Below are 24,219 nucleotides of genomic sequence, written 5' to 3' on the forward strand. Positions count from 1 at the left end.
TCGAGGCGCCTGCATCGCGGGCAAGCCCGACTCCCACACAAGCCCCCTCCCACATTTGTTTTTGTGGTGTAGGGGAGGTTGTTCAAATAATCACCAATCACCTTGCGCCCTTTCTCCCCCTTCTCTACAATTGCGCCCCTTGCCTACCTGGCAGGCACGCATGTGCCTCCCCTGCGGCAAGATCCATAAGTGTCATTCACTCCTTGTCTGACCGTTTTTGAGCGGCAGGCTACAACCCGTAAGGAGCATTCATGCGTCATTACGAAATCATCTTTTTGGTCCACCCGGATCAAAGCGAGCAAGTCGGCGGCATGGTAGAGCGTTACACCAAGCTGATCGAAGAAGACGGCGGCAAAATCCACCGTCTGGAAGATTGGGGCCGTCGTCAACTGGCCTACGCAATCAACAATGTTCACAAGGCTCACTACGTGATGCTGAACGTTGAGTGTACTGGCAAGGCCCTGGCCGAGCTGGAAGACAACTTCCGCTACAACGATGCAGTGATCCGTAACCTGGTCATCCGTCGCGAAGAAGCCGTTACCGGCCAATCCGAGATGCTCAAGGCTGAAGAAAACCGCAGTGAGCGCCGTGAGCGTCGCGACCGTCCTGAGCACGAAGGCGCTGAAAGCGCTGACAGTGATGACAGCGACAACAGCGATAACGCTGACGAGTAATCCACGGACCTTTTAAGGAGCCTATCAAATGGCACGTTTCTTCCGTCGTCGTAAATTCTGCCGCTTCACCGCTGAAGACGTGAAGGAGATCGATTACAAAGATCTCAACACTCTGAAAGCCTACGTATCCGAGACCGGCAAAATTGTTCCAAGCCGCATCACCGGTACCAAAGCTCGTTATCAGCGTCAGCTGGCCACCGCTATCAAGCGCGCCCGCTTCCTGGCCCTGCTGGCCTACACCGACAGCCACGGCCGCTGAGACCGGGCAGTCGACAAGTAGTAAGGGATTGAATGCATGCGCGCCTTAGCTGAGTTCATCATGCGCGGTCGTGTGCAGGCCACTCTGGTAGTGGCTGGATGTGCAGCGTTGCCGTTGTTGTATTGGTTGGGTGCTGCTGCAGGTTGCCTTGTGCTCCTGCGGCGCGGTTTGAAGGACGCCCTTGGCGTTCTTGCCCTGGGAATGCTGCCGGCCTTGGTCTGGTGGTTGAAATTCGATGATCCACGGGTACTTCTGGTACTGCTCGGTTCATCGACCCTTGCGTTGGTTTTACGCGCAAGTGAGTCCTGGGTCCGTACGCTGCTGGTCAGCGTGGCATTGGGGTTGGTGTATTCACTGGCGCTTGGCGCGGCTTTCCGCCCGCAAATCGAGGCGCTGGCGCAGGAGATCATAAAGATCCTGCCGCTGGCTCTCGGGGATCTCTACCAGCAGTTATCGGTAGAGGAGCGAGCGCGCTTCGCGTCAGTGGTTGCACCGATGCTTACCGGCCTGATAGCGGCCTTGTTGCAGATCGTCAGCGTGCTAAGTCTGATTCTTGGGCGTTACTGGCAGGCGTTGTTGTATAACCCGGGTGGTTTTGGTCGCGAGTTTCGCAGTATCAGAATCCCCGCTGGACCGGCGATGTTGCTGCTGGCGTTCATGGTAGTCGGGCCGACTTTTGGCCTGGCGCTGTTGGTGCCGTTGTGCAGCGTACCGCTGGTGTTCGCCGGGCTGTCCCTGATTCATGGGCTGGTGGCGCAAAAGCGACTGGGCAGATTCTGGCTGGTGGGGTTGTACGTGACGCTGTTGCTGTTCATGCAGCTGATCTATCCGTTACTCGTGGTCTTGGCCATTGTCGACGGCCTGATTGATTTTCGCGGTCGTCTGGCGCCGAAAGACGCCGATAACGCGAACGGTGAAGGTTAAAAGTTAGAGGATTTTCACATGCAACTGATCCTTCTGGAAAAAGTCGCCAACCTGGGCAACCTGGGCGACAAAGTGAACGTTAAGGCCGGCTACGGTCGTAACTACCTGCTGCCATACGGCAAAGCCACCGCTGCAACCGCTGCCAACCTGGCTGCGTTTGAAGAGCGTCGTGCCGAGCTTGAAAAAGCAGCAGCAGACAAAAAAGCTTCGGCCGAAACTCGCGCTGCCCAACTGGCTGAGCTGGAAGTGACTATCACTGCCACCGCCGGTGACGAAGGCAAGCTGTTCGGTTCGATCGGCACCCACGACATCGCTGATGCACTGACCGCCTCCGGCGTTGAAGTGCAGAAGAGCGAAGTTCGTCTGCCGAACGGCACCATCCGCAACGTTGGCGAATTCGATGTAGCCGTGCACCTGCACGCTGAAGTCGAAGCAACCGTACGCGTTGTTGTGGTAGCAGCTTAAGCAGCACCTAACTGACTGGCACCTCGCGTGCCAGGCGGTTAACATCGGGCACGATCCTGTTTACAGGTCGTGCCTTTTGTTTTTCTGTAGCTCCTGATTTTCCAACTATTCCAAGTGGCCATGAACGATATCTCCGCTCCTGAGCAATATGATCTGCAAACCGCTGCCCTGAAGGTGCCGCCGCATTCCATCGAGGCCGAACAGGCCGTGCTCGGTGGTTTGATGCTGGACAACAACGCCTGGGAGCGTGTGCTGGATCAAGTCTCGGACGGCGATTTCTACCGTCATGACCACCGCCTGATCTTCCGCGCCATTGCCAAGCTTGCCGACCAGAACTCACCGATCGACGTGGTGACCCTGGCCGAGCAATTGGACAAGGAAGGCCAGACGTCCCAAGTGGGCGGCCTGGGTTACCTGGGCGAACTGGCGAAAAACACCCCGTCGGTTGCCAACATCAAGGCCTATGCGCAGATCGTCCGTGCGCGGGCCACCTTGCGCCAGTTGATCGGCATCGCCACCGAGATCGCTGACAGCGCCTTCAACCCCGAAGGCCGCACCGCTGAAGAGATTCTCGACGAAGCCGAACGGCAGATCTTCCAGATCGCCGAGGCCCGGCCGAAAACCGGCGGGCCGGTGAGCGTCAACGACCTGCTGACCAAGGCCATCGACCGCATCGACACCCTGTTCAACACCGACAACGCGATCACTGGCCTGTCCACCGGCTACACCGACCTCGACGGCATGACCAGCGGCCTGCAGCCCTCTGACCTGATCATCGTCGCCGGCCGTCCGTCCATGGGTAAAACCACGTTTGCCATGAACCTGGTGGAAAACGCCGTGTTGCGCAGCGACAAGGCCGTACTGGTTTACTCCCTGGAGATGCCAGGTGAATCGCTGATCATGCGTATGTTGTCGTCCCTGGGCCGCATCGACCAGACCAAAGTGCGTGCCGGTCGCTTGGAAGACGACGATTGGCCGCGCCTGACCTCGGCGGTCAACTTGCTCAACGACCGCAAGCTGTTTATCGATGACACTGCGGGCATCAGCCCCTCGGAAATGCGCGCGCGTACCCGGCGCCTGGTGCGTGAGCACGGCGACATCGCCCTGATCATGATCGACTACCTGCAGCTGATGCAGATCCCGGGTTCCAGCGGTGACAGCCGGACCAACGAGATTTCCGAAATTTCCCGCTCGTTGAAAGCCCTGGCCAAGGAATTCAACTGCCCGGTGGTTGCCCTGTCGCAGCTCAACCGGTCCCTGGAGCAACGCCCGAACAAGCGCCCGATCAACTCCGACTTGCGCGAATCCGGAGCGATCGAGCAGGATGCTGACGTGATCATGTTCGTATACCGGGACGAGGTGTATCACCCGGAAACCGAGCATAAAGGCATCGCCGAAATCATTATCGGTAAACAGCGTAACGGGCCAATCGGCACCACGCGCCTGGCGTTTATCGGTAAATACACACGTTTCGAAAACCTGGCGCCGGGTAGCTACAACTTCGACGACGAGTAAAAAAGCGGTCCTGCCAATTCCGACTGCAAAGGTCGGAATTGGTCAAATTTTGTGCTATATTCCGCGCCCGCGATTTTTCATCTCAACACCGGTCACCGTCATGCAAACAGCCAAGCCGTTATTTGACTATCCCAAGTACTGGGCCGAATGTTTCGGTCCTGCGCCATTCCTGCCGATGAGCAGGGAGGAGATGGATCAGCTTGGCTGGGATTCATGCGACATCATCATTGTCACGGGTGACGCGTACGTCGACCATCCGTCGTTCGGCATGGCAATCATCGGCCGGCTGCTGGAGTCCCAGGGCTTTCGCGTCGGGATCATTGCCCAGCCCAACTGGCAGTCCAAAGACGACTTCATGAAGCTCGGCGAGCCGAACCTGTTCTTCGGCGTCGCGGCCGGCAACATGGACTCGATGATCAACCGCTACACCGCCGACAAGAAAATCCGTTCCGATGACGCCTACACCCCCGGTGGCATGGCAGGCAAACGTCCGGACCGCGCCAGCCTGGTCTACAGCCAGCGCTGCAAGGAAGCCTACAAGAACGTGCCGATCGTACTCGGCGGCATCGAAGCGTCCCTGCGCCGCATCGCCCACTACGACTACTGGCAGGACCGCGTACGTAACTCGATCCTGATCGACGCCTGCGCCGATATCCTGCTGTACGGCAACGCCGAGCGGGCGATTGTCGAAGTTGCCCAGCGCCTGTCGTGGGGCCACAAGATCGAAGACATTACCGACGTGCGCGGCACCGCGTTCATTCGCCGTGACACGCCTGAAGGCTGGTATGAGGTGGACTCCACCCGTATCGACCGTCCGGGCAAGATCGACAAGATCATCAACCCGTACGTGAATACCCAGGACACCCAGGCCTGCGCCATCGAGCAGGAGAAGGGCCCGACGGATGACCCGGAAGAAGCCAAGGTCGTACAGATCCTGGCCAGCCCGCGCATGACCCGCGACAAGACCGTGATTCGTCTGCCGTCCGTGGAAAAAGTCCGTGGTGACTCAGTGCTGTATGCCCACGCCAACCGCGTACTCCACCTGGAAACCAACCCGGGCAACGCCCGTGCCTTGGTGCAGAAGCATGGCGAAGTCGACGTATGGTTCAACCCGCCGCCGATTCCCATGACCACCGAAGAAATGGACTACGTGTTCGGCATGCCTTACGCCCGTATTCCACACCCGGCGTACGGCAAGGAAAAAATCCCGGCCTACGACATGATTCGCTTCTCGGTGAACATCATGCGTGGCTGCTTCGGCGGCTGCACCTTCTGCTCGATCACCGAGCACGAAGGCCGGATCATCCAGAACCGTTCCGAAGAGTCGATCATTCGCGAAATCGAAGAGATCCGCGACAAGGTGCCAGGCTTCACCGGCGTCATCTCCGACCTCGGCGGCCCAACCGCGAACATGTACCGCATCGCCTGCAAGAGCCCGGAAATCGAGTCCGCGTGCCGCAAGCCGTCCTGTGTGTTCCCGGGTATCTGCCCGAACCTGAACACCGACCACTCGTCGTTGATCCAACTGTATCGCAGCGCCCGTGCGTTGCCGGGTGTGAAGAAGATCCTGATCGCTTCCGGCCTGCGCTACGACCTCGCGGTCGAGTCGCCGGAATACGTTAAGGAACTGGTGACCCACCACGTCGGTGGTTACCTGAAGATCGCCCCGGAACACACCGAGGAAGGTCCGCTCAACCAGATGATGAAACCGGGCATCGGCAGCTATGACAAGTTCAAGCGCATGTTCGAGAAGTACACCAAGGAAGCGGGCAAGGAGCAGTACCTGATTCCTTACTTCATCGCCGCCCACCCGGGCACCACCGATGAAGACATGATGAACCTGGCCCTGTGGCTCAAGGGCAACGGCTTTCGCGCTGACCAGGTGCAGGCGTTCTACCCTTCGCCCATGGCCACCGCCACGGCGATGTACCACTCGGGCAAGAACCCGCTGCGCAAGGTCACCTACAAGAGTGACGCGGTGACCATCGTCAAGAGCGAAGAGCAGCGCCGTTTGCACAAGGCCTTCCTGCGCTATCACGACCCGAAAGGCTGGCCGATGCTGCGCGAAGCATTGACCCGCATGGGCCGTGGCGACCTGATCGGGCCGGGCAAGGAGCAACTGATCCCGTTGCACCAGCCGGCCACCGACAGCTACCAGAGTGCCCGTCGCAAGAACTCGACGCCGGCTGGCAGCCACAAGGTTGCGAAGGAAACCACCACCAAAATCCTCACCCAGCACACCGGCTTGCCGCCGCGTGGCAGTGACGGCAGCAACCCGTGGGACAAGCGCGAGCAAGCCAAGGCCGCGGCCATGGTGCGCAACAAGCAGGCCGCCAAGGAGCGCACCGACGCGGCCAAGGGTAAAGGCAAGAAGCCAGCCCGCAAGCCGGTCGTACCGCGCTGATCGCAGCCTGAATGATCGTTCCCACGCTCTGCGTGGGAACGATCATCAACAGTTGATCGCGTTCGGCAGGTAGAGCGCGCTCTACTGTGGGAGCTGGCTTGCCTGCGATGAGGGCGGTGCGCTCACCATCGTCATTTGGGTAGATTCACCACCCACCCTCACACTCCCGCCACAAATATGTGCAACCCTCGCACCACGACCACAGCCATCGCGCCGTTTTGGTGCTGTACTGCACCGGGTCCCACGATAAAGTGCAATGACCACTGCTCTGGCATAAGTCTTGCGCGCTTTGTTTTCATGCCCTGGCTCGCAGGAGGCCGCCGTGTCGATTCATGTCGCGTTGCACCACGTTACGCATTACCGCTACGACCGCGCGGTCGAACTCGGCCCACAGATTGTTCGTCTGCGTCCGGCGGCCCATAGCCGCACGCGGATTTTGTCCTACGCGCTGAAGGTGCTGCCGCAACAGCACTTCATCAATTGGCAACAGGACCCCCAGGGCAATTACCTGGCACGCCTGGTGTTCCCGGAAAAGACCGACGAGTTGCGCATCGAAGTCGACCTGGTCGCCGAGATGGCGGTATTCAACCCGTTCGACTTTTTCCTTGAGCCTTACGCCGAAAAAATCCCGTTCAGCTACGCCGCCGATGAGCAGCGCGAGCTGGCGCCGTACCTGGAAACGTTGCCGCTCACCCCAAGATTCGCCGCGTATCTGGCGGGTATCGACCGCACACCGCTGCCGGCGGTGGATTTCCTGGTGGGCCTCAATCAACGCCTGGCGGCGGATATCGGCTACCTGATTCGCATGGAGCCGGGCGTACAAACCCCGGAATTCACCCTGGAAAACGCCTCCGGCTCCTGCCGCGACTCGGCGTGGCTGCTGGTGCAACTGCTGCGCAACCTCGGGTTGGCGGCGCGGTTCGTGTCCGGTTATCTGATCCAGCTGACCGCCGACGTCAAAGCCCTCGATGGCCCATCCGGCACCGAAGTGGACTTCACCGACCTGCATGCCTGGTGCGAAGTGTATTTGCCCGGCGCCGGCTGGATCGGCCTCGACGCCACTTCCGGCTTGTTCGCCGGTGAAGGGCATATCCCGTTGGCCTGTAGCCCTGATCCTTCATCGGCAGCGCCAATCAGTGGTCTGGTGGAACCGTGCGAGTGCGAATTTACCCACGAGATGTCCGTAGAGCGAATTTGGGAAGCCCCACGGGTTACCAAGCCCTACACCGAAGAGCAGTGGCTGGCGATTCAGGCCCTGGGCCGGCAAATTGACGGCGACCTGCTCAAGGACGACGTACGCCTGACCATGGGGGGCGAACCGACCTTCGTCTCTATCGACGACCCCGACGGCGCCGAATGGAACACCGCCGCCCTGGGCCCGGACAAACGCCGGCTGTCTGCCGAGTTGTTCCAGCGCATGCGCAAGCACTACGCGCCCAAGGGTCTGGTGCATTTCGGCCAGGGCAAGTGGTACCCGGGCGAGCAACTGCCGCGCTGGTCTCTGAACTGCTACTGGCGCCGCGACGGGGTGCCGATCTGGCACAACAGCGCGCTGATTGCCGATGAGCAGGAGAGCTACGGCGCCGACGGCCTGATGGCCGGGCGTTTTCTGGCGAGTGTCGCCGAGCGCCTGAAACTGCCTACAGGTTTTGTATTCCCAGCCTACGAAGATAACTTCTACTACCTATGGCGTGAAGGCGCCTTGCCGCAAAACGTCAGCGCCGAAGACCCGCGCCTGGAAGACAAGCTTGAGCGTGATCGCCTGCGCAAAGTCTTCAGCCAGGGCCTGGATAAAGTCATCGGCCAAGTGCTGCCGCTGGCGCGCACGGCGGCCAACGACCGCTGGCAGAGCGGCCGCTGGTACCTGCGCGATAACCATTGCCGCCTGGTGCCGGGTGATTCGCCGCTGGGTTATCGCCTGCCGCTGGCCTCGCAGCCCTGGGTGACGGCCGCCGACTACCCATTTGTGCACCCCACCGATCCCAATCAGGATTTGGCCGAGCTGCCGACCACCTCGCAACTGCAAAGCCATGGCGAGGCGGCGGCGAGTACAGACCGGATTCCGAAGATCGACGAATCCGCTGACTGGCTGACCCGCACGGCCCTGTGCGCCGAAGCGCGGGAAGGCCGGCTCTACCTGTTCATGCCGCCGCTGGAGCGGGTCGAGGATTATCTGGAACTGGTGGCGGCCATCGAAGCCACCGCCGAAGAACTGCATTGCCCGGTGCTGCTGGAAGGCTACGAGCCGCCGAGCGACCCGCGCCTGAGCAACTTCCGGGTTACGCCGGACCCGGGCGTAATCGAGGTCAACGTGCAGCCGTCCGCCACCTGGGACGAGTTGGTGGAGCGCACCGAGTTTCTCTATGAGGAGGCTCGGCAAACCCGCCTCACCACTGAAAAATTCATGATCGACGGACGTCACACCGGCACCGGCGGCGGTAACCACTTTGTGCTCGGTGGTGCCACGCCGAAGGATTCGCCCTTCCTGCGCCGTCCGGATCTGCTGCGCAGTTTGATCAGCTACTGGCATAACCACCCGTCATTGTCCTACCTGTTTTCGGGCTTGTTCATCGGCCCGACTTCCCAGGCGCCGCGGGTCGACGAAGCGCGTAACGATGCGTTGTATGAGCTGGAAATCGCTTTCGCCCAGATGCCCGAAGTGGGCGAAGAATGCCCGCCGTGGCTGGTCGACCGCTTGCTGCGTAACCTGCTGATCGACGTCACGGGCAACACCCACCGCGCCGAATTTTGCATCGACAAGCTCTACTCGCCGGACGGTGCCACCGGCCGCCTGGGCCTGCTGGAACTGCGCGCCTTTGAAATGCCGCCCCATGCGCGCATGAGCCTGACCCAGCAACTGCTGCTGCGGGCGCTGGTGGCGCGCTTCTGGCGTGAACCCTATGCGCCGCCGAAGCTGGCGCGCTGGGGTACGGAGTTGCACGACCGTTTCCTGCTGCCGCATTTTATCGAGCAGGATTTTGCCGACGTGATCGTCGAGCTTAACGCCGCCGGTTACCCGCTGCGGGCCGAATGGTTTGCCGCGCACCTGGAATTCCGCTTTCCCAAGGTCGGCGACTATGCCGTCGGCGGTATCGAACTGGAACTGCGCCAGGCTCTGGAGCCCTGGCATGTGCTGGGCGAAGAGGGTGCGGTGGGCGGCACGGTGCGTTACGTGGATTCGTCGCTTGAGCGCCTGCAGGTCAAGTTGAGCGGCCTTCCGCCCCAGCGCTACCTGCTGACCTGCAACGGCATCCCGGTGCCGCTGCAACCGACCGGGCGAATCGGCGAGTTTGTCGCTGGCGTGCGGTATCGCGCCTGGCAACCGGCCAACTGTTTGCAGCCGACGATTGCGGTGCATGCGCCGCTGGTATTTGATCTTTTGGACACGTGGATGCAGCGCTCGCTGGGTGGTTGCCAGTACCATGTCGCCCATCCGGGCGGGCGCAACTACGACAGCCTGCCGGTGAACGCCAATGAAGCTGAAAGCCGGCGCATGGCGCGGTTTTTCCGCCTGGGCCACAGCCCCGGTAAATTGCCGGTGCCGAGCGTGGTGATCAATGACGAATTGCCGATGACCCTGGATTTGCGGCGCTTTGCAAAAAAGACAGAGGATTGAATCTACATAATCCCGAAAGCGACAAATCTCTAATGTGGGAGCTGGCTTGCCTGCGATAGCATCACCTCGGTACACCAGATACACCGAGGTGCCTGCATCGCGGGCAAGCCCGGCGCCCACATACTGACTTCCCTTGCCCCTGCCGAGCGTTCCATGCCCGACTTGCTCGACCGTTACCCGCTGACCGCGGGCACCTATCACGAACTGCTGGACGACAGCGGCGCGGTTCGCGCCCATTGGCAGCGCCTGCTCGATCACCTGCAACGCAGCACCCCGGCGCAGTTGGCCCAGCGCCAGGCGTTGCTGACCCGCCAGATCCAGGAAAACGGCGTGACCTACAACGTCTACGCCGACCCCAAGGGCGCCGATCGCCCGTGGGAGCTGGACCTGTTGCCCCACGTGCTGGCCGCCGATGAGTGGAAGCAACTCTCGGCCGGTATTGCCCAACGTGCACGCTTGTTGAATGCCGTACTGGCCGACCTCTACGGCCCGCAACGGCTGATCGCCGAAGGTTTGCTGCCGGCCGAACTGGTGTTTGGCCATAACAATTTCCTGTGGCCCTGCCAGGGCATCCAGCCGCCCGACGGCGCCTACCTGCACCTGTACGCCGTGGACCTGGCGCGCACGCCCGACGGCCGCTGGTGGGTCACCGCAGACCGTACCCAGGCTCCTTCCGGCGCCGGTTATGCCCTGGAAAATCGCACCATCGTGTCCCGCGCGTTCCCGGACCTGTACCGTGACTTGCAGGTGCAGCACCTCACCGGGTTCTTCCGCACCTTGCAGGAAACCCTGGCCCGCCAGGCACCGAGCGACGACCAGCCACCGCTGATCGTGCTGCTGACCCCGGGCCGTTTCAACGAAAGTTATTTCGAGCATCTGTACCTTGCCCGCCAACTCGGCTACCCGCTGGTGGAAGGCGGCGACCTGACCGTGCGCGACGCCACCGTCTACCTGAAAACCCTCAGCGGCCTGCGCCGGGTGCACGCGATCATGCGCCGCTTGGACGACGACTTCTGCGACCCGCTGGAGCTGCGCACCGACTCGGCCCTCGGCGTGCCCGGCCTGCTGGATGCCGTGCGCCAGGGCAATGTGCTGGTGGCCAACGCGCTGGGCAGTGGTGTGCTGGAGTCGCCCGGCCTGCTGGGCTTTTTGCCGAAGATCAATCAGTTCCTGTTTGGCGAAGACCTGATCCTGCCGTCCATCGCCACCTGGTGGTGCGGTGAGCCGCCGGTGCTGGCCGAAGCCCTGGAAAAGCTCCCGGAGCTGCTGATCAAACCAGCTTTCCCGTCGCAAAGCTTTACCCCGGTGTTTGGCCGCGACCTGAATGAGGATCAACGCCAGGCCCTGGCCGAGCGCATGCAGGCGCGACCTTACGCCTACGTCGCCCAGGAACTGGCGCAGTTGTCCCAGGCGCCGGTCTGGCACACAGTCGATGATCACCTGCAACACCGTGCCATCGGCATGCGCGTGTACGCCGTCGCCAGCGCCGACGGTTATCGGGTACTGCCCGGCGGCCTGACCCGCGTGGCCGCCGAGGCCGATGCCGAAGTGGTGTCGATGCAGCGCGGCGGTGCGAGCAAAGACACCTGGGTGCTGGGCGAGCGCGCCCACGGCACCGAACATTGGCGCGCCCAGCGGGCGATTGGCGCCCACGACCTGGTGCGACGTGATCCGTACCTGCCCTCGCGGGTGGTGGAAAACCTGTTCTGGTTTGGCCGCTATTGCGAGCGCTGTGATGACAATGCGCGCTGGCTGCGGATCGTCCTCGCCCGCTATGTCGATGGAGACGACCCGCTGGCGCTGCAGGCGGCGGTCGAGCTGGGCGAGAACCTGCGACTGTTGCCCGAAGAGGGCGAACTGCCTGAGCGGCTCCAGGCAGCGTTGCTCGGTGATGACTGGCCATCGAGCCTGCGCGCCAACTTGCAGCGCTTGCAGTGGGCGGCGTCCCAGGTGCGCGGCAAGCTGTCCCGGGAAAACTGGCAAGCGCTGGTGGAGTTGCAGCGTGAAGCCATGGAGCTGGAAAGCGAAGAGCCGGATTTTGGCGAACTGCTCGACTTCCTCAACCGCCTGGTGATGTCCCTGGCCGCGCTGTCGGGCTTTGCCCTCGACGACATGACCCGCGACGAAGGCTGGCGCTTCCTGATGATGGGCCGGCGCATCGAGCGCCTGCAGTTTCTCAGCAGCAGCCTTGCGGCCTTCCTGCGCGGCGTTGCAGTGTTTGATCAGGCCGGGCTGGAGTGGTTGCTGGAGCTGGGCAACAGCAGCATCACCTACCGCTCGCGTTACCTTGCGGTGCCGCAATTGATCCCGGTGCTGGACCTGTTGCTGCTGGACGAGCAGAACCCCCATGCGGTGCTGTTCCAGCTCAAACTGGTGAGCCGCACCCTGCGTCGCCTTAATGATGATTTCGGCGTGCCCCGCGAAACCGGGCTCGCGCCGTTGGTGGAGCGCCTGGCGCGGTTTGACCTGGGCTGCCTGGAAAACCCGCTGTTCGGCGAGGCCAGCGTGCGTGCCGCGCTGGACGGCCTGGCGGACCTTTTGCAAGCAGTGGCCGATGAAAGCGGGCAAGTCTCCGACCGCCTGGCCTTGCGCCATTTTGCCCATGTGGATGATGTCAGCCAGCAAACGGTGTCTGTGTGATGAGTGCCCGCTACCAGATTTTCCACGATACCCATTACCACTACGACAGCCCGGTGTCCCTGGCCCAGCAGCTGGCGCATTTGTGGCCGCGGCCTTGCGCCTGGCAGCGCTGCAGCTCGCAGCAACTGGAAATCAGCCCCGAGCCGACCTCGCGCCGGGATGAGCTGGACGTGTTTGGCAACCCGATCACCCGGCTGGCATTCGAGCGGCCCCACGATGAGCTGTTGGTGAACGCCGGGCTGACGGTGGAAGTGCTGGCGCGCCCGGTGCTGGATTTCAGCCTGTCGCCGGCCTGGGACCAGATCCGTAACGGCCTGACCTACAGCAGCCAACCTCTTTCGGCTGATGTGATCGAAGCGTGCCGCTATCGGTTCGAATCGCCCTACGTGCATTTGAAGAAAAGCTTCGTCGAGTTCTCCGAGGACTGTTTCCCGACAGGTCGCCCGTTGTTGTTGGGTGTGCAGGCGTTGATGGAGAAAATCTTCAGCGAATTCACCTTCGATGCCGAAGCCACCCAGGTCGCCACGCCGCTGGTGGAAGTGCTGGAGCGCCGTCGCGGCGTGTGCCAGGACTTCGCCCACCTGATGCTCGCGTGCCTGCGCTCCCGGGGCCTGGCGGCGCGGTATATCAGTGGTTACCTGTTGACCCAGCCACCGCCCGGCCAGCCACGATTGATCGGCGCAGATGCGTCCCACGCGTGGGTGTCGGTATTTTGCCCGGTGTCGGGGTGGGTGGATTTTGATCCGACCAACAATGTGCAGCCGGCACTGGAACACATCACCCTGGCCTGGGGCCGGGATTTTTCCGATGTCTCGCCGTTGCGGGGGGTGATTCTGGGAGGAGGGAGCCATGACCCGGAAGTGCGGGTGACGGTAATGCCGCTGGAATGACAGAACCACTGTAGGAGCCGGCTTGCCGGCGATGGCGGCCTTGAGATCTCTGATGATCATCCGGCCCGATCGCCGGCAAGCCGGCTCCTACATAAATCCAGTGGTTCTCAGGCGTCGGGCGCCTGATCTTTCGGTGCTTCGGTTTCGTCTGTAGCCACAGTACCTTCAGCATCCGGGTCCAGTGCACCGGCTTCTTCGTCGGCTGCAGTTTTCTTGCGCTGCAGCTTTTCCTCTTTCTTCTGCTCTTTGGCCAAGTCTCTCTGACGTTTGGCGAAGGAGTAATTAGGTTTTGCCATGGGCGATCCTCTGGGGTCGAAGGTGAGGTTGAGCGGCGCGTATTCTGCCTTTAATCGCGTCCCAAGGGTTAATCGGGTTTTTGGTCCACCCATTTGGGCAGGACCAGCGGTTGCCAGGCATCCAGTACGTCAAGCAGCTCAGCCGGCGATTCGCTCATTTGCAGCATGGCACGATGCGGTGCGCGGACGAAACCTTCGCCGACGATATGATCAAGAAAATCGGTCAATTTGCGGTAAAAACTGTTCACTTCAAGCAAGCCCAGCGGTTTGCCGTGGTAGCCAAGCTGGCCCCAGGTCCAGACTTCGAACAGTTCTTCCAGGGTGCCCAGGCCGCCCGGCAACGCAATGAACGCGTCACTCAACTCAGCCATGCGCGCCTTGCGGGCGTGCATACCGTCGACCACTTCCAGGCGGGTGAGGCCCTTGTGGCCGATTTCCAGGACTTTGAGGCTTTCGGGAATAATCCCGATTACCTCGCCACCGGCTTGCAGCGCTGCATCGGCGACGATCCCCATCAGGCCCACGGCACCGCCGCCGTACACCAAGGTGAGCTTGCGCTCGGCCAACGCGCGCCCAAGGGCGACGGCGGCTTCGCGGTAGGCCGGGTCGGCGCCGCTGCTGGCACCGCAAAACACACAGACAGACTTCAAGGACATACCGGACTCCACTCAGTTGTGGCTAAAGAGTAAAGGCTGGGCTGCGTCTCTCAAAGGATTAAACCTCGCGTCGAGGTGTTTCATACGTGCCGCTGGCACCACAGGCATAGGCGGCAAGCAGGCTGCGAAACAGGCTATTGAGGTGCATGGTCAGGACTGCGCAAGGGTGATGAGCCGATCATAGGCCGGCATTCATACTTTGGCCGGTAGATTGTGTCGATGAGTCTGATAGCCTAAAGTTGTATACAATCTGTTGATACAGATCATATGAAACCCTGCCTGGTTCAGGCACCCTTGTCGCAATATGCGTTTTTTAAACCCTGCCCTGGAGATTCACATGTTTGCCAAACTCGTTGCTGTTTCCCTGCTGACTCTGGCTAGCGGCCAGTTGCTTGCTGCAGAGTGCAAGGTCACTGTCGACTCCACTGACCAGATGTCCTTCAACACCAAGGCCGTCGAAATCGACAAGAGCTGCAAGACGTTCACCGTTGAGTTGACCCACTCCGGCAGCTTGCCGAAGAACGTCATGGGCCATAACTGGGTACTGAGTTCCGCCGCCGACATGCCTGGCATCGCCAGCGATGGCATGGCTGCCGGCATCGACAAGAACTACCTGAAAGACGGTGACACCCGCATCATCGCCCACACCAAGATCATTGGTGCCGGCGAAAAAGACTCCGTGACCTTCGATGTGTCGAAGCTGGCGGCAGGCACTGACTACGCGTTTTTCTGCTCGTTCCCCGGCCACATCTCGATGATGAAAGGCACTGTGACCCTGAAGTAATCACCCTTGTAGGAGCGAGCTTGCTCGCGAAAACCTCAAGGGCACCGCGCTCATCCAGGATGGGCGCGTTTTCGTTGACGATCTTCGCGAGCAAGCTCGCTCCTACAGTGCTCAGGGTGCAAACGGCATTACCCGCTTGTGCTCGGTCTTGCGATAGGTCTCGCAAATGATCCGGAACGCTTCCTCGCGAACCGGTTCGCCGTGCAGGAACGCATCGATCTCGGCATAGGTCACGCCGTGGGAGGCTTCGTCCGGCTTGCCCGGCGACAGGTCTTCGAGGTCGGCAGTCGGGATTTTCTCCACCAACGATTCCGGTGCACCAAAGTGCCGGGCAATCGCGCGCACCTGGTTTTTTACCAGCCCGCTCAGCGGTGCCAGGTCGCAGGCGCCGTCACCGAACTTGGTGAAAAAGCCCATCACCGCTTCCGCCGCATGGTCGGTACCAATCACCAAACCACTGGCCGCGCCGGCGATGGTGTACTGCGCCACCATGCGCATGCGCGCCTTGGTGTTGCCCAGCACGAAGTCCCGGCAGACCGCCGCCTTGCCTTCAAACGCCGCCACTTCATTGGCCAGGGATTTGACCGCCGGGCCGATGTTCACCGTGTGGCGTTCATCGGGTTCGATAAAGTCCACGGACGCCTGGGCGTCGTGTTCGTCGAACTGGGTTTCGTAGGGCAGGCGCACCGCGATAAAGCGGTAGGCCTCGTCACCCTTGGCGGCCCGCAACTCTTCCATGGCGCGTTGGGCCAAAAGCCCGGCGGTCAGGGAGTCGACGCCGCCGCTGATGCCCAGCACCAACGTCTTGAGGCCTGAATTGAGCAGGCAATCCTGGATAAAGGTAACGCGCCGGGCGACCTCCGCCTCCAGGGCGGCCTGGTCCTTGAACGGCGGCTGGACCTTGAGCTGTTCAGCAATCTCGCGCTGTACGGCTTGCATGATTCACTCCTTGCTGGGTAGGGCAGGTACTTTGAAAACGTGGCGCAAATAGGCGACAAAGTTCGGATCGGTGCAGTGGGTCTTGCCCGCTTCATCGGAAATCTTCGCGACGGGCTGGCCATTGCAGGCGGTCATTTTAAGCACGATGCTCATCGGTTCCACACCTGGAATATCACAGGTCAGGTTGGTGCCGATGCCGAAGCTCACATTGATCCGACCACGCAGCGCGCGGAAAATCTCCAACGCCTTGGGCAGCGACAGGCTGTCGGAGAACACCAGGGTCTTGCTCATCGGCTCGATCCCCAGCTTGTGGTAGTGGGCGATGGCCTTTTCGGCCCACTGCACCGGGTCACCGGAGTCGTGGCGCAGGCCGTCGAACAGCTTGGCGAAGTACAGGTCGAAATCGCCGAGGAACGCATCGGTAGTGATGCAGTCGGTCAGGGCGATGCCCAGCAGGCCACGGTATTCACGCACCCAGCAGTCGAGGGCGGCGATCTGGCTGTCGATCAAGCGCGGGCCGAGTTGCTGGTGCGCCATGATCCACTCGTGGGCCATGGTGCCCAGTGGCTTCATGTCCAGCTCGCGGGCCAGGTGCACGTTGCTGGTGCCGACAAAACGCCCGGGGAAGTCATGCTTGAGCACGTTCACCACTTCTTCCTGCACGCGGTAGGAGAAGCGTCGGCGCGTGCCGAAATCGGCCACCTGCAGTTCGGACAATTCTTCGACGCTGGCATTCGCGGTCAACCAGTCGAACTTGCGGTACAGCTGCTCGCGGGCCTGTTCGAGGATGACGCTTTGGTAGCGATAGCGGTTACGCACTTCGCTGACGATGGCCAGCATCGGCACTTCAAACAGGATCACATGCAGCCACGGCCCGCGCAGGCGGATAAACAGCTCACCGTTTTCGATACCGGTGTGCACATAGCGCAGGTTGAAGCGGAACAGCCCGAGGAAGCGCAGAAAGTCCGGCTTCATGAAGCTGATGCGTTCCAGGAAGCCCAGTTGGTCGGGGCTCAGGCTCAACTCGGCCAGGCGCTCGATCTGGTAGCGGATTTCCGCCAGGTACGGGCGCAGGTCTTCACTGTTACGGCAGCGAAACTCCCATTCAACTTCCACGTTCGGGTAGTTGTGCAGCACCGCCTGCATCATGGTCAGCTTGTAGAAGTCGGTGTCGAGCAGGTTCTGCACGATGCGATCGGCAAACACACTCTCGCTCATAACGGGAATCTCCAGACGGGTCGGCGATGGGCGCCAACCTTTACGCACAATTGATAAGGAATGGCGCTAGTGGCGCATAGACCTGTGCTGTTTTGCCAGCAGTTTTTTCGGTGGGACCACTGACGCCATCGCAGGCAAGCCAGCTCCCACAGGTGAATGCATTCCAAAAGGTGGGAGCTGGCTTGCCTGCGATAGCGGTATTGCAGGCCAAAAAAATCAAACTGACTCAACCTGCTCCATCATCCACTTCACAAAATCGCGCACTTTGGGCACCTCCGCCGAGTGCTCGGGGTAGGCCAGGTAATACGCATCCTGGCTCGGCATCGCGTGCTGCCAGGGGATCACCAGCTTGCCTTCGGCCAATTCCTCTTCCACCAGGAACCTTGGCAATAACGCCACGCCGCAGCCCACTTGTGCGGCGCGGATGCACATGTAAAAGGTCTCAAAACGCGGCCCGTGGTAGCTGTGCTCGGTGTGATAACCCTGGGCGGCGAACCAGTCGTGCCAGCCTTGCGGGCGCGAAGCATTTTGCAGCAGCACCAGTTCACTGAGTTGCGTGGGGTCGGTAAACGGCTGGGCGGGCAGGCTGTCGGGCGCGCACACGGGCACCAGTTCTTCGCTGAACAGTTTCAAGCTTTCGGTGCCGGGCCGTGAGCCCTGGCCGAAATAGAAGGCCAGGTCGGCCTTGCCTTGCAGCAGCTCGTCCGGCTCCTGTTCGTTGCACAGGTCCAGGTGAATCTGCGGATGCCGCAGCCGCCAGCCCTTGAGGCGTGGCACCAGCCAGCGCGCGCCGAAGGTGTAGGGCGTGGACACTCGCAATACTTCGGTCTCGCCGCCGTAGGAGCGCAGGTAGTGGGTGGACATCTCCACCTGCGTGAGGATCTTGCGCACCTCTACCAGGTACAGATCGCCCGCCGGGGTCATCTGCAAACGGCGGCGCACCCGGCGAAACAGCAGGTGCTGCAGCAGTTCTTCGAGCTGCGCGACCTGTTTGCTGACGGCGCTCTGGGTGAGGTTCAGCTCCTCGGCGGCGCGGGTGAAACTCAGGTGGCGGGTGACCGCTTCGAAACACTGCAAGGCGGTGATCGAAGGCAAATGTCTTTTATTCAGCACGGCACGCCTCTTTTTGTTCTTAGCATGAATAAACGGAATGATATCTCGCCTAATCGTCGTTTGTTGGCAAGTCTTGGGCCAGCTACAAATAAGGTCTGGATCGTCGCGGGAACTGGCGGCGCACATTTCTGTTTGAAGATTGAAGGAGTGACCCATGGTTGCCGCATTGCTTGATCGTCTCGGGGTAAACCCGGCGCTGTACCAGGCGGGTAAACAACCCGTGCATTCGCCCATCGATGGCAGCCGGATTGCCAGTGTGCACTGGGAAGGCGCCGCCGAGGTGGAGCAGCAGGTCAGTCGCGCCGAGCATGCATTCGACGCCTGGCGCAAGGTGCCGGCACCCCGTCGTGGTGAGCTGGTGCGCCAGTTCGGCGACGTGTTGCGCGAATACAAGGCCGACCTCGGTGAGCTGGTGTCGTGGGAAGCCGGCAAGATCACCCAGGAAGGTTTGGGTGAAGTGCAGGAAATGATCGATATCTGCGACTTCGCCGTGGGCCTTTCGCGTCAACTGTACGGCTTGACCATCGCCTCCGAGCGCCCGGGCCACCACATGCGTGAAACCTGGCACCCGCTGGGCGTAGTCGGCGTGATCAGCGCCTTCAACTTCCCGGTGGCCGTGTGGGCGTGGAACACCGCGCTGGCGCTGGTCTGCGGCAACGCGGTGATCTGGAAACCCTCGGAAAAGACCCCGCTCACAGCCCTGGCCTGCCAGGCGTTGTTCGAACGCGTACTCAAGAACTTCAGCGATGCGCCGCCGTACCTCAGCCAGGTGATCATCGGTGGCCGCGATGCCGGCGCCGCGCTGGTGGATGACCCGCGCGTCGCGTTGATCAGCGCCACCGGCAGTACCCGCATGGGCCGCGAAGTGGCGCCGAAAGTCGCCGCACGTTTTGCTCGCAGCATTCTCGAGCTGGGCGGCAACAACGCAATGATCCTTGGCCCAAGCGCCGACCTGGACATGGCCGTACGCGCCATCCTGTTCAGCGCCGTCGGAACCGCCGGCCAACGCTGCACCAGCCTGCGCCGGTTGATTGCCCATGAGTCGGTGAAAGAAGAAATCGTCACCCGCCTCAAGGCTGCGTATTCCAAAGTACGCATCGGCCATCCGCTGGAAGGCAACCTGATTGGCCCGCTGATCGACAAACACAGCTTCGAAAACATGCAGGACGCCCTGGAGCAGGCCTTGAGCGAAGGCGGCCGGGTGTTTGGTGGCAAGCGGCAGTTGGAAGACAAATTCCCCAACGCTTACTACGTGTCGCCGGCGATTGTGGAAATGCCGGAGCAGAGTGATGTGGTGTGCACCGAAACCTTCGCCCCGATCCTGTACGTGGTCGGCTATACCGATTTCGCTGAAGCGCTGCGCCTGAACAATGCGGTGCCACAGGGTTTGTCTTCGTGCATCTTTACCACTGACGTGCGTGAAGCCGAGCAGTTCATGTCGGCCGTGGGCAGTGACTGCGGGATCGCCAACGTCAACATCGGGCCGAGCGGCGCGGAGATTGGTGGCGCGTTTGGCGGTGAGAAAGAGACCGGTGGCGGGCGTGAGTCGGGTTCGGATGCATGGCGCGGGTACATGCGTCGCCAGACCAATACCGTGAACTACTCGCTGGAATTGCCGCTGGCCCAGGGCATCACCTTCGACTAAATCTCTGCTCAAAGTGCGGTCAATGTAGGAGCTGGCTTGCTGTGGTGAGGGGGCTTGTCCCCCGTCGGGTTCACCACAGATTGATGGGGCTGCTTCGCAGCCCAGCGCGGGGCAAGCCCGCTCGCCACAGCAAGCCAGCTCCTACATTTGATCGGGTTCGCACATCAACAATAGTGGTTTGTTAGGTCTCATCGGAGTCTGGCAATGGCATTGCGCGAAGCGTGTTTGTGGGAACAACTCACCCCTGGCCGGCCGGATCGAGCCGCGCTCAAGGGCGAGGTCAATGTGGATGTGTGCGTGATCGGCGCCGGTATCACCGGTTTGTCGGCGGCCATTCACTTGCTGGAACAGGGTAAAAGCGTTGCCGTACTCGAAGCCCATCGCACCGGCCAGGGTGGTTCGGGGCGCAACGTGGGCCTGGTCAACGCCGGGATGTGGATCCCGCCGGACGAGATCGAGGCCGGTTTTGGTACTGAAGTGGGCAGCCAGCTCAACCGTATGCTTGGCGCGGCACCGTCTCTGGTGTTCAGCCTGATCGACAAATACAACATCGACTGCCAATTGCGCCGCGAGGGCACCTTGCACATGGCGCACAACGCCCGTGGCGAGGCCGATTTGCGCAGCCGTGAAGAACAGTGGAAGCGGCGCGGCGCGCCGGTGGAACTGTTGACCGGCGCTGCGTGCGAACAGGCGACGGGCACCAGGAAGATTGCCGCCGCCTTGCTGGACCGGCGTGCCGGCACCTTGAACCCGATGGCTTACACCAGCGGTTTGGCGAATGCCGCCGCGGGGCTCGGCGGGCAGTTGTTCGATCATTCCCCGGTCACTCAACTGGAGCGCCAGGGCCAGCACTGGTCTGTGCAGACTGCCCAAGGCTCGGTGCAGGCCGAACACGTGGTGATCGCCTCCAACGCCTACACCGAAGGTGACTGGACCGAACTGCGCCGCAACTTTTTCCCCGGCTATTACTATCAGGTGGCGTCGGCCCCACTGACGGACGAAGCCGCGCAACACATCCTTCCCGGCGGCCAAGGCTCCTGGGACACGCGCCAGGTACTCAGCAGCATCCGCCGCGATGCCGAAGGCCGGCTATTGCTCGGCAGTCTGGGTAACGGCAACCAGAAACCTGCCTGGTTTCTCAAAGCCTGGGCCGATCGGGTGCAGCAACACTACTTCCCGTACCTCAAGCCGGTGCAGTGGGAATGCACCTGGACCGGCTGCATCGCCTTCACCCCCGACCACCTGATGCGCCTGTTCGAGCCGGCGCCCGGGCTGGTGGCGGTCACCGGGTACAACGGGCGTGGCGTGACCACCGGCAGCGTCGTGGGCAAAGCCTTTGCAGACTACCTGTGTCACCAGGATCCCCAGGCGTTGCCGATTCCGTTCGCGCCGATGCAGCCGTTGGCCGGGGTGGGCCTGCGCAGCTGTTTATACGAGGCGGGATTCTCGCTGTATCACGCGGGGCAATGCCTGCGGATCGTGATCTGATCAACGAAATACCGCTCAGAAGCCTGCATTTTCTTAGCCGGCTACTAATCTGTATTGGTGCGAGTCGTAGCAGTAACGCACTGTAAATGTGCACTTCCGTTACGCACGCTGTTACAGGTTCAAGGGTGGCCGTTTAATGGCCGGGTTGCAGTGCTTGATCCGTCGGGTTGCACTTTATGGATCCAATGGTTGCACCCGGTTGAGTTAGACGGTTGCACGTCCAATCAAAAGGCGCCCAAAAACCTGTAATAACAATGACACCGTGTCTTTTTGAATAATAAAAACGTGATGGCACGCCGCTTGCTCTGGGCTTTCCGAAAGCTTTTGAAGTGAAGCCGGCTGTTATCAAAAGAATGCCAATTCAACAAAAACCTCGGAGCACCACTCATGTCCCAGACGTTTTACAAGAAAGGTTTTCTAGCCCTCGCCGTTGCTGCGGCGCTGGGTGTTTCTGCGTTTGCTCAAGCTGATGTGAAGATTGGCGTAGCGGGGCCGATGACCGGCGCCAACGCGGCATTTGGTGAGCAGTACATGAAAGGTGCCCAGGCGGCGGCCGACGTCATCAACAAGGCCGGCGGCATCAACGGCGAGCAGATCAAGCTGGTGGCCGGCGACGACGCCTGCGAACCCAAGCAGGCCGTGGCCGTGGCCAACCGCCTGGTTGACCAGGACAAAGTGATTGGCGTGGTCGGGCACTTCTGCTCGTCGAACACCATTCCAGCCTCCGAGGTGTATGCCGATGCGGGCGTGATCATGATCACCCCGGGCTCCACCAACCCGCAGGTCACCGAGCGCGGCCTGTCGGCGGTGTTCCGCATGTGTGGTCGTGACGACCAGCAAGGCATCGTGGCCGGCGACTACATCGTCGACGTGCTCAAGGGCAAGAAAGTCGCAGTTATCAATGACAAGGACACTTACGGCAAAGGCCTGGCTGACGCCACCGCGGCGCAGTTGACCAAGCGCGGCGTGAAGCCGGTGCTGGAAGAAGGCCTGACCCGTGGCGAGAAAGACTTCAGCGCGCTGGTCACCAAGATCCGCTCCACCGGGGCTGACGTCGTGTACTTCGGCGGCCTGCACCCGGAAGCTGGTCCACTGGTTCGCCAGATTCGTGAGGCGGGCCTCAAAGACGTCAAGTTCATGTCCGATGATGGCGTGGTCACCGACGAATTGGTTGCTACCGCAGGTGGTGCGCAGTACGTGGACGGCGTGTACATGACCTTCGGCGCCGACCCGCGCCTGCTGCCAGACAGCAAGACCGTCGTGGAAGAGTTCCGCAAAAATGGCACCGAGCCTGAAGGCTACACCCTGTACGCCTACGCGTCGGTCCAGGCCCTGGCGGCTGGCTTCAACGGCGCCAAGTCCGACAAGGGCGAAGACGCAGCCAAATGGCTGAAAGCCCACCCGGTCAAAACCGTCATGGGCGAGAAGAACTGGGACACCAAGGGTGACCTGAAAATCTCCGACTACGTGGTTTACCAGTGGGACAAGGACGGCAAATATCACCAGCTGGAAAAGCAGAAGTAACGTGAGCGCGATCGGTTAGACGCCACTTGACCCTGTGGGAGCCGGGCTTTTGTGGGAGCTGGCTTGCCTGCGATAGCGTCACCTCGGTTTGACTGACATTTCGAGGTGTCTGCATCGCGGGCAAGCCCGGCTCCCACACAAGCCAGCTTCCACACGGGGACTTGGTTGCCAGCCCCTTTTGTGTCTGTCTTTTCCTCCTAGAAGATCCGCACACCCACAGGTGTGCAGGCTCTCACTGCGTGAGATTGCGTTATGGATGGTATTTTCCTGCAGCAACTGGTCAATGGGCTGACCCTCGGGTCGGTCTATGGCCTGATCGCCATCGGCTACACAATGGTCTATGGCATCATTGGCATGATCAACTTCGCCCACGGCGAGGTTTATATGATTTCCGCTTACCTCGCGGCGATCAGTCTGGCACTGCTGGCTTACTTCGGCATCGAATCCTTCCCGCTGCTCATTCTTGGCACCCTGATCTTTACCGTCGTTGTCACAGGCGTTTACGGCTGGGTCATCGAGCGTGTCGCCTACAAACCGTTGCGCAACTCCACCCGACTGGCACCGCTGATCAGCGCCATCGGTATCTCGCTGATCCTGCAGAACTACGCGCAGATCGCCCAGGGCGCCAAGCAACAAGGCATCCCGACGCTGCTGGCCGGCGCCTGGAGAGTCGACATCGGCACCGGCTTCGTGCAGTTGACCTACACCAAGGTGTTCATCCTGGTGGCCGCGTTCGTCGGCATGGGCCTGCTGACCTATATCATCAAATACACCAAGCTCGGCCGCATGTGCCGCGCTACCCAGCAAGACCGCAAGATGGCGTCGATCCTCGGTATCAACACCGACCGGGTCATCTCCTACGTATTCGTGATTGGTGCCGCCATGGCCGCGCTGGCCGGTGTGCTGATCACCTTGAACTACGGCACGTTCGACTTCTATGCCGGCTTCATCATCGGCATCAAGGCATTTACCGCTGCGGTACTCGGCGGCATCGGTTCCCTGCCTGGGGCCATGCTGGGCGGGATCATCCTGGGTATTTCCGAGTCGCTGTTCTCGGGGTTGATCAACTCTGACTACAAAGACGTGTTCAGTTTCTCCCTGCTGGTGGTGATCCTGATTTTCCGTCCCCAGGGCCTGCTCGGTCGCCCACTCGTGGCGAAGGTATAACT

General features: G+C 61.1%; 19 protein-coding genes. 14 read left to right on the plus strand and 5 right to left on the minus strand.

Translation table 11 applies throughout. The features are described from left to right. Positions 1-251 precede the first annotated feature (251 nt). From rpsF to RGV33_RS02690, 9 genes are all read left to right on the plus strand, one after another. The gene (gene rpsF, locus RGV33_RS02650; protein WP_003217491.1) at positions 252-674 is read left to right on the plus strand and encodes a 30S ribosomal protein S6; all 423 of its coding nucleotides are present in this window, start codon (positions 252-254) and stop codon (positions 672-674) included. A gap of 28 nt (positions 675-702) precedes the next feature. Next, entirely contained in the window at positions 703-933 is a 231-nt protein-coding gene (rpsR, locus tag RGV33_RS02655; protein WP_002551829.1) for a 30S ribosomal protein S18, read from the plus strand. A 36-nt stretch (positions 934-969) separates the two neighbouring features. Continuing rightward, positions 970-1,857 carry a hypothetical protein gene (locus tag RGV33_RS02660; protein WP_177083114.1) on the plus strand — a complete coding sequence of 296 codons (888 nt, stop codon included), beginning with the start codon at positions 970-972 and terminating at the stop codon, positions 1,855-1,857. A gap of 18 nt (positions 1,858-1,875) precedes the next feature. Beyond that, positions 1,876-2,322, plus strand: coding sequence for a 50S ribosomal protein L9 (gene rplI, locus RGV33_RS02665; protein WP_003171376.1), 447 nt, complete (start codon positions 1,876-1,878; stop codon positions 2,320-2,322). Between the two features lie 120 nt (positions 2,323-2,442). Continuing rightward, a complete protein-coding gene (dnaB, locus tag RGV33_RS02670) occupies positions 2,443-3,837 on the plus strand; it encodes a replicative DNA helicase (RefSeq protein ID WP_064450415.1) in 1,395 nt (464 codons plus the stop codon). 100 nt (positions 3,838-3,937) lie between these two features. Beyond that, positions 3,938-6,241 carry a YgiQ family radical SAM protein gene (locus tag RGV33_RS02675; protein WP_322143000.1) on the plus strand — a complete coding sequence of 768 codons (2,304 nt, stop codon included), beginning with the start codon at positions 3,938-3,940 and terminating at the stop codon, positions 6,239-6,241. Between the two features lie 322 nt (positions 6,242-6,563). Then, complete coding sequence (locus RGV33_RS02680) at positions 6,564-9,857, plus strand: transglutaminase family protein (RefSeq protein ID WP_322143001.1); 3,294 nt, start codon at positions 6,564-6,566, stop codon at positions 9,855-9,857. Between the two features lie 153 nt (positions 9,858-10,010). Then, positions 10,011-12,497, plus strand: coding sequence for a circularly permuted type 2 ATP-grasp protein (locus tag RGV33_RS02685; protein WP_322143002.1), 2,487 nt, complete (start codon positions 10,011-10,013; stop codon positions 12,495-12,497). After that, positions 12,497-13,387, plus strand: a complete 891-nt coding sequence (locus tag RGV33_RS02690) for a transglutaminase family protein (protein WP_322143003.1) — start codon at positions 12,497-12,499, stop codon at positions 13,385-13,387. Before RGV33_RS02685 ends, RGV33_RS02690 begins: the two co-directional genes overlap by 1 nt. A gap of 107 nt (positions 13,388-13,494) precedes the next feature. Here the strand turns inward: RGV33_RS02690 and RGV33_RS02695 are convergent, their stop codons facing one another. Together RGV33_RS02695 and RGV33_RS02700 are read right to left on the minus strand one after the other, a co-directional pair. Further along, positions 13,495-13,683: a hypothetical protein gene (locus RGV33_RS02695; protein WP_322143004.1), complete on the minus strand. Its 189-nt coding sequence runs from the start codon at positions 13,681-13,683 to the stop codon at positions 13,495-13,497. Between the two features lie 68 nt (positions 13,684-13,751). Beyond that, a complete protein-coding gene (locus RGV33_RS02700) occupies positions 13,752-14,339 on the minus strand; it encodes a TIGR00730 family Rossman fold protein (protein ID WP_322143005.1) in 588 nt (195 codons plus the stop codon). A 337-nt stretch (positions 14,340-14,676) separates the two neighbouring features. On the opposite strand from RGV33_RS02700, the gene azu reads away from it, so the two are divergent. Continuing rightward, a complete protein-coding gene (gene azu, locus RGV33_RS02705; protein WP_322143006.1) occupies positions 14,677-15,123 on the plus strand; it encodes an azurin in 447 nt (148 codons plus the stop codon). Positions 15,124-15,234: 111 nt separating this feature from the next. Here the strand turns inward: azu and nadE are convergent, their stop codons facing one another. The 3 genes from nadE to RGV33_RS02720 all read right to left on the minus strand — a co-directional run bounded on the left by nadE (position 15,235) and on the right by RGV33_RS02720 (position 18,393). Next, a complete protein-coding gene (gene nadE / locus RGV33_RS02710) occupies positions 15,235-16,062 on the minus strand; it encodes an ammonia-dependent NAD(+) synthetase (protein ID WP_322143007.1) in 828 nt (275 codons plus the stop codon). Between the two features lie 3 nt (positions 16,063-16,065). Next, a complete protein-coding gene (gene pncB / locus RGV33_RS02715; protein ID WP_177041311.1) occupies positions 16,066-17,280 on the minus strand; it encodes a nicotinate phosphoribosyltransferase in 1,215 nt (404 codons plus the stop codon). Between the two features lie 216 nt (positions 17,281-17,496). Then, positions 17,497-18,393, minus strand: coding sequence for a LysR family transcriptional regulator (locus tag RGV33_RS02720; protein ID WP_322143008.1), 897 nt, complete (start codon positions 18,391-18,393; stop codon positions 17,497-17,499). Between the two features lie 154 nt (positions 18,394-18,547). On the opposite strand from RGV33_RS02720, the gene RGV33_RS02725 reads away from it, so the two are divergent. From RGV33_RS02725 to RGV33_RS02740, 4 genes are all read left to right on the plus strand, one after another. After that, the gene (locus RGV33_RS02725; RefSeq protein WP_322143009.1) at positions 18,548-20,038 is read left to right on the plus strand and encodes an aldehyde dehydrogenase family protein; all 1,491 of its coding nucleotides are present in this window, start codon (positions 18,548-18,550) and stop codon (positions 20,036-20,038) included. A gap of 204 nt (positions 20,039-20,242) precedes the next feature. Continuing rightward, positions 20,243-21,526 carry an FAD-binding oxidoreductase gene (locus RGV33_RS02730; protein WP_322143010.1) on the plus strand — a complete coding sequence of 428 codons (1,284 nt, stop codon included), beginning with the start codon at positions 20,243-20,245 and terminating at the stop codon, positions 21,524-21,526. Between the two features lie 387 nt (positions 21,527-21,913). After that, the gene (locus tag RGV33_RS02735; protein WP_322143011.1) at positions 21,914-23,050 is read left to right on the plus strand and encodes a branched-chain amino acid ABC transporter substrate-binding protein; all 1,137 of its coding nucleotides are present in this window, start codon (positions 21,914-21,916) and stop codon (positions 23,048-23,050) included. A 252-nt stretch (positions 23,051-23,302) separates the two neighbouring features. After that, positions 23,303-24,217, plus strand: coding sequence for an ABC transporter permease subunit (locus RGV33_RS02740; RefSeq protein ID WP_003217447.1), 915 nt, complete (start codon positions 23,303-23,305; stop codon positions 24,215-24,217). Positions 24,218-24,219 lie beyond the last annotated feature (2 nt).

Origin of the sequence: Pseudomonas sp. Bout1 (assembly GCF_034314165.1) — a bacterium.
GTDB lineage: Bacteria > Pseudomonadota > Gammaproteobacteria > Pseudomonadales > Pseudomonadaceae > Aquipseudomonas.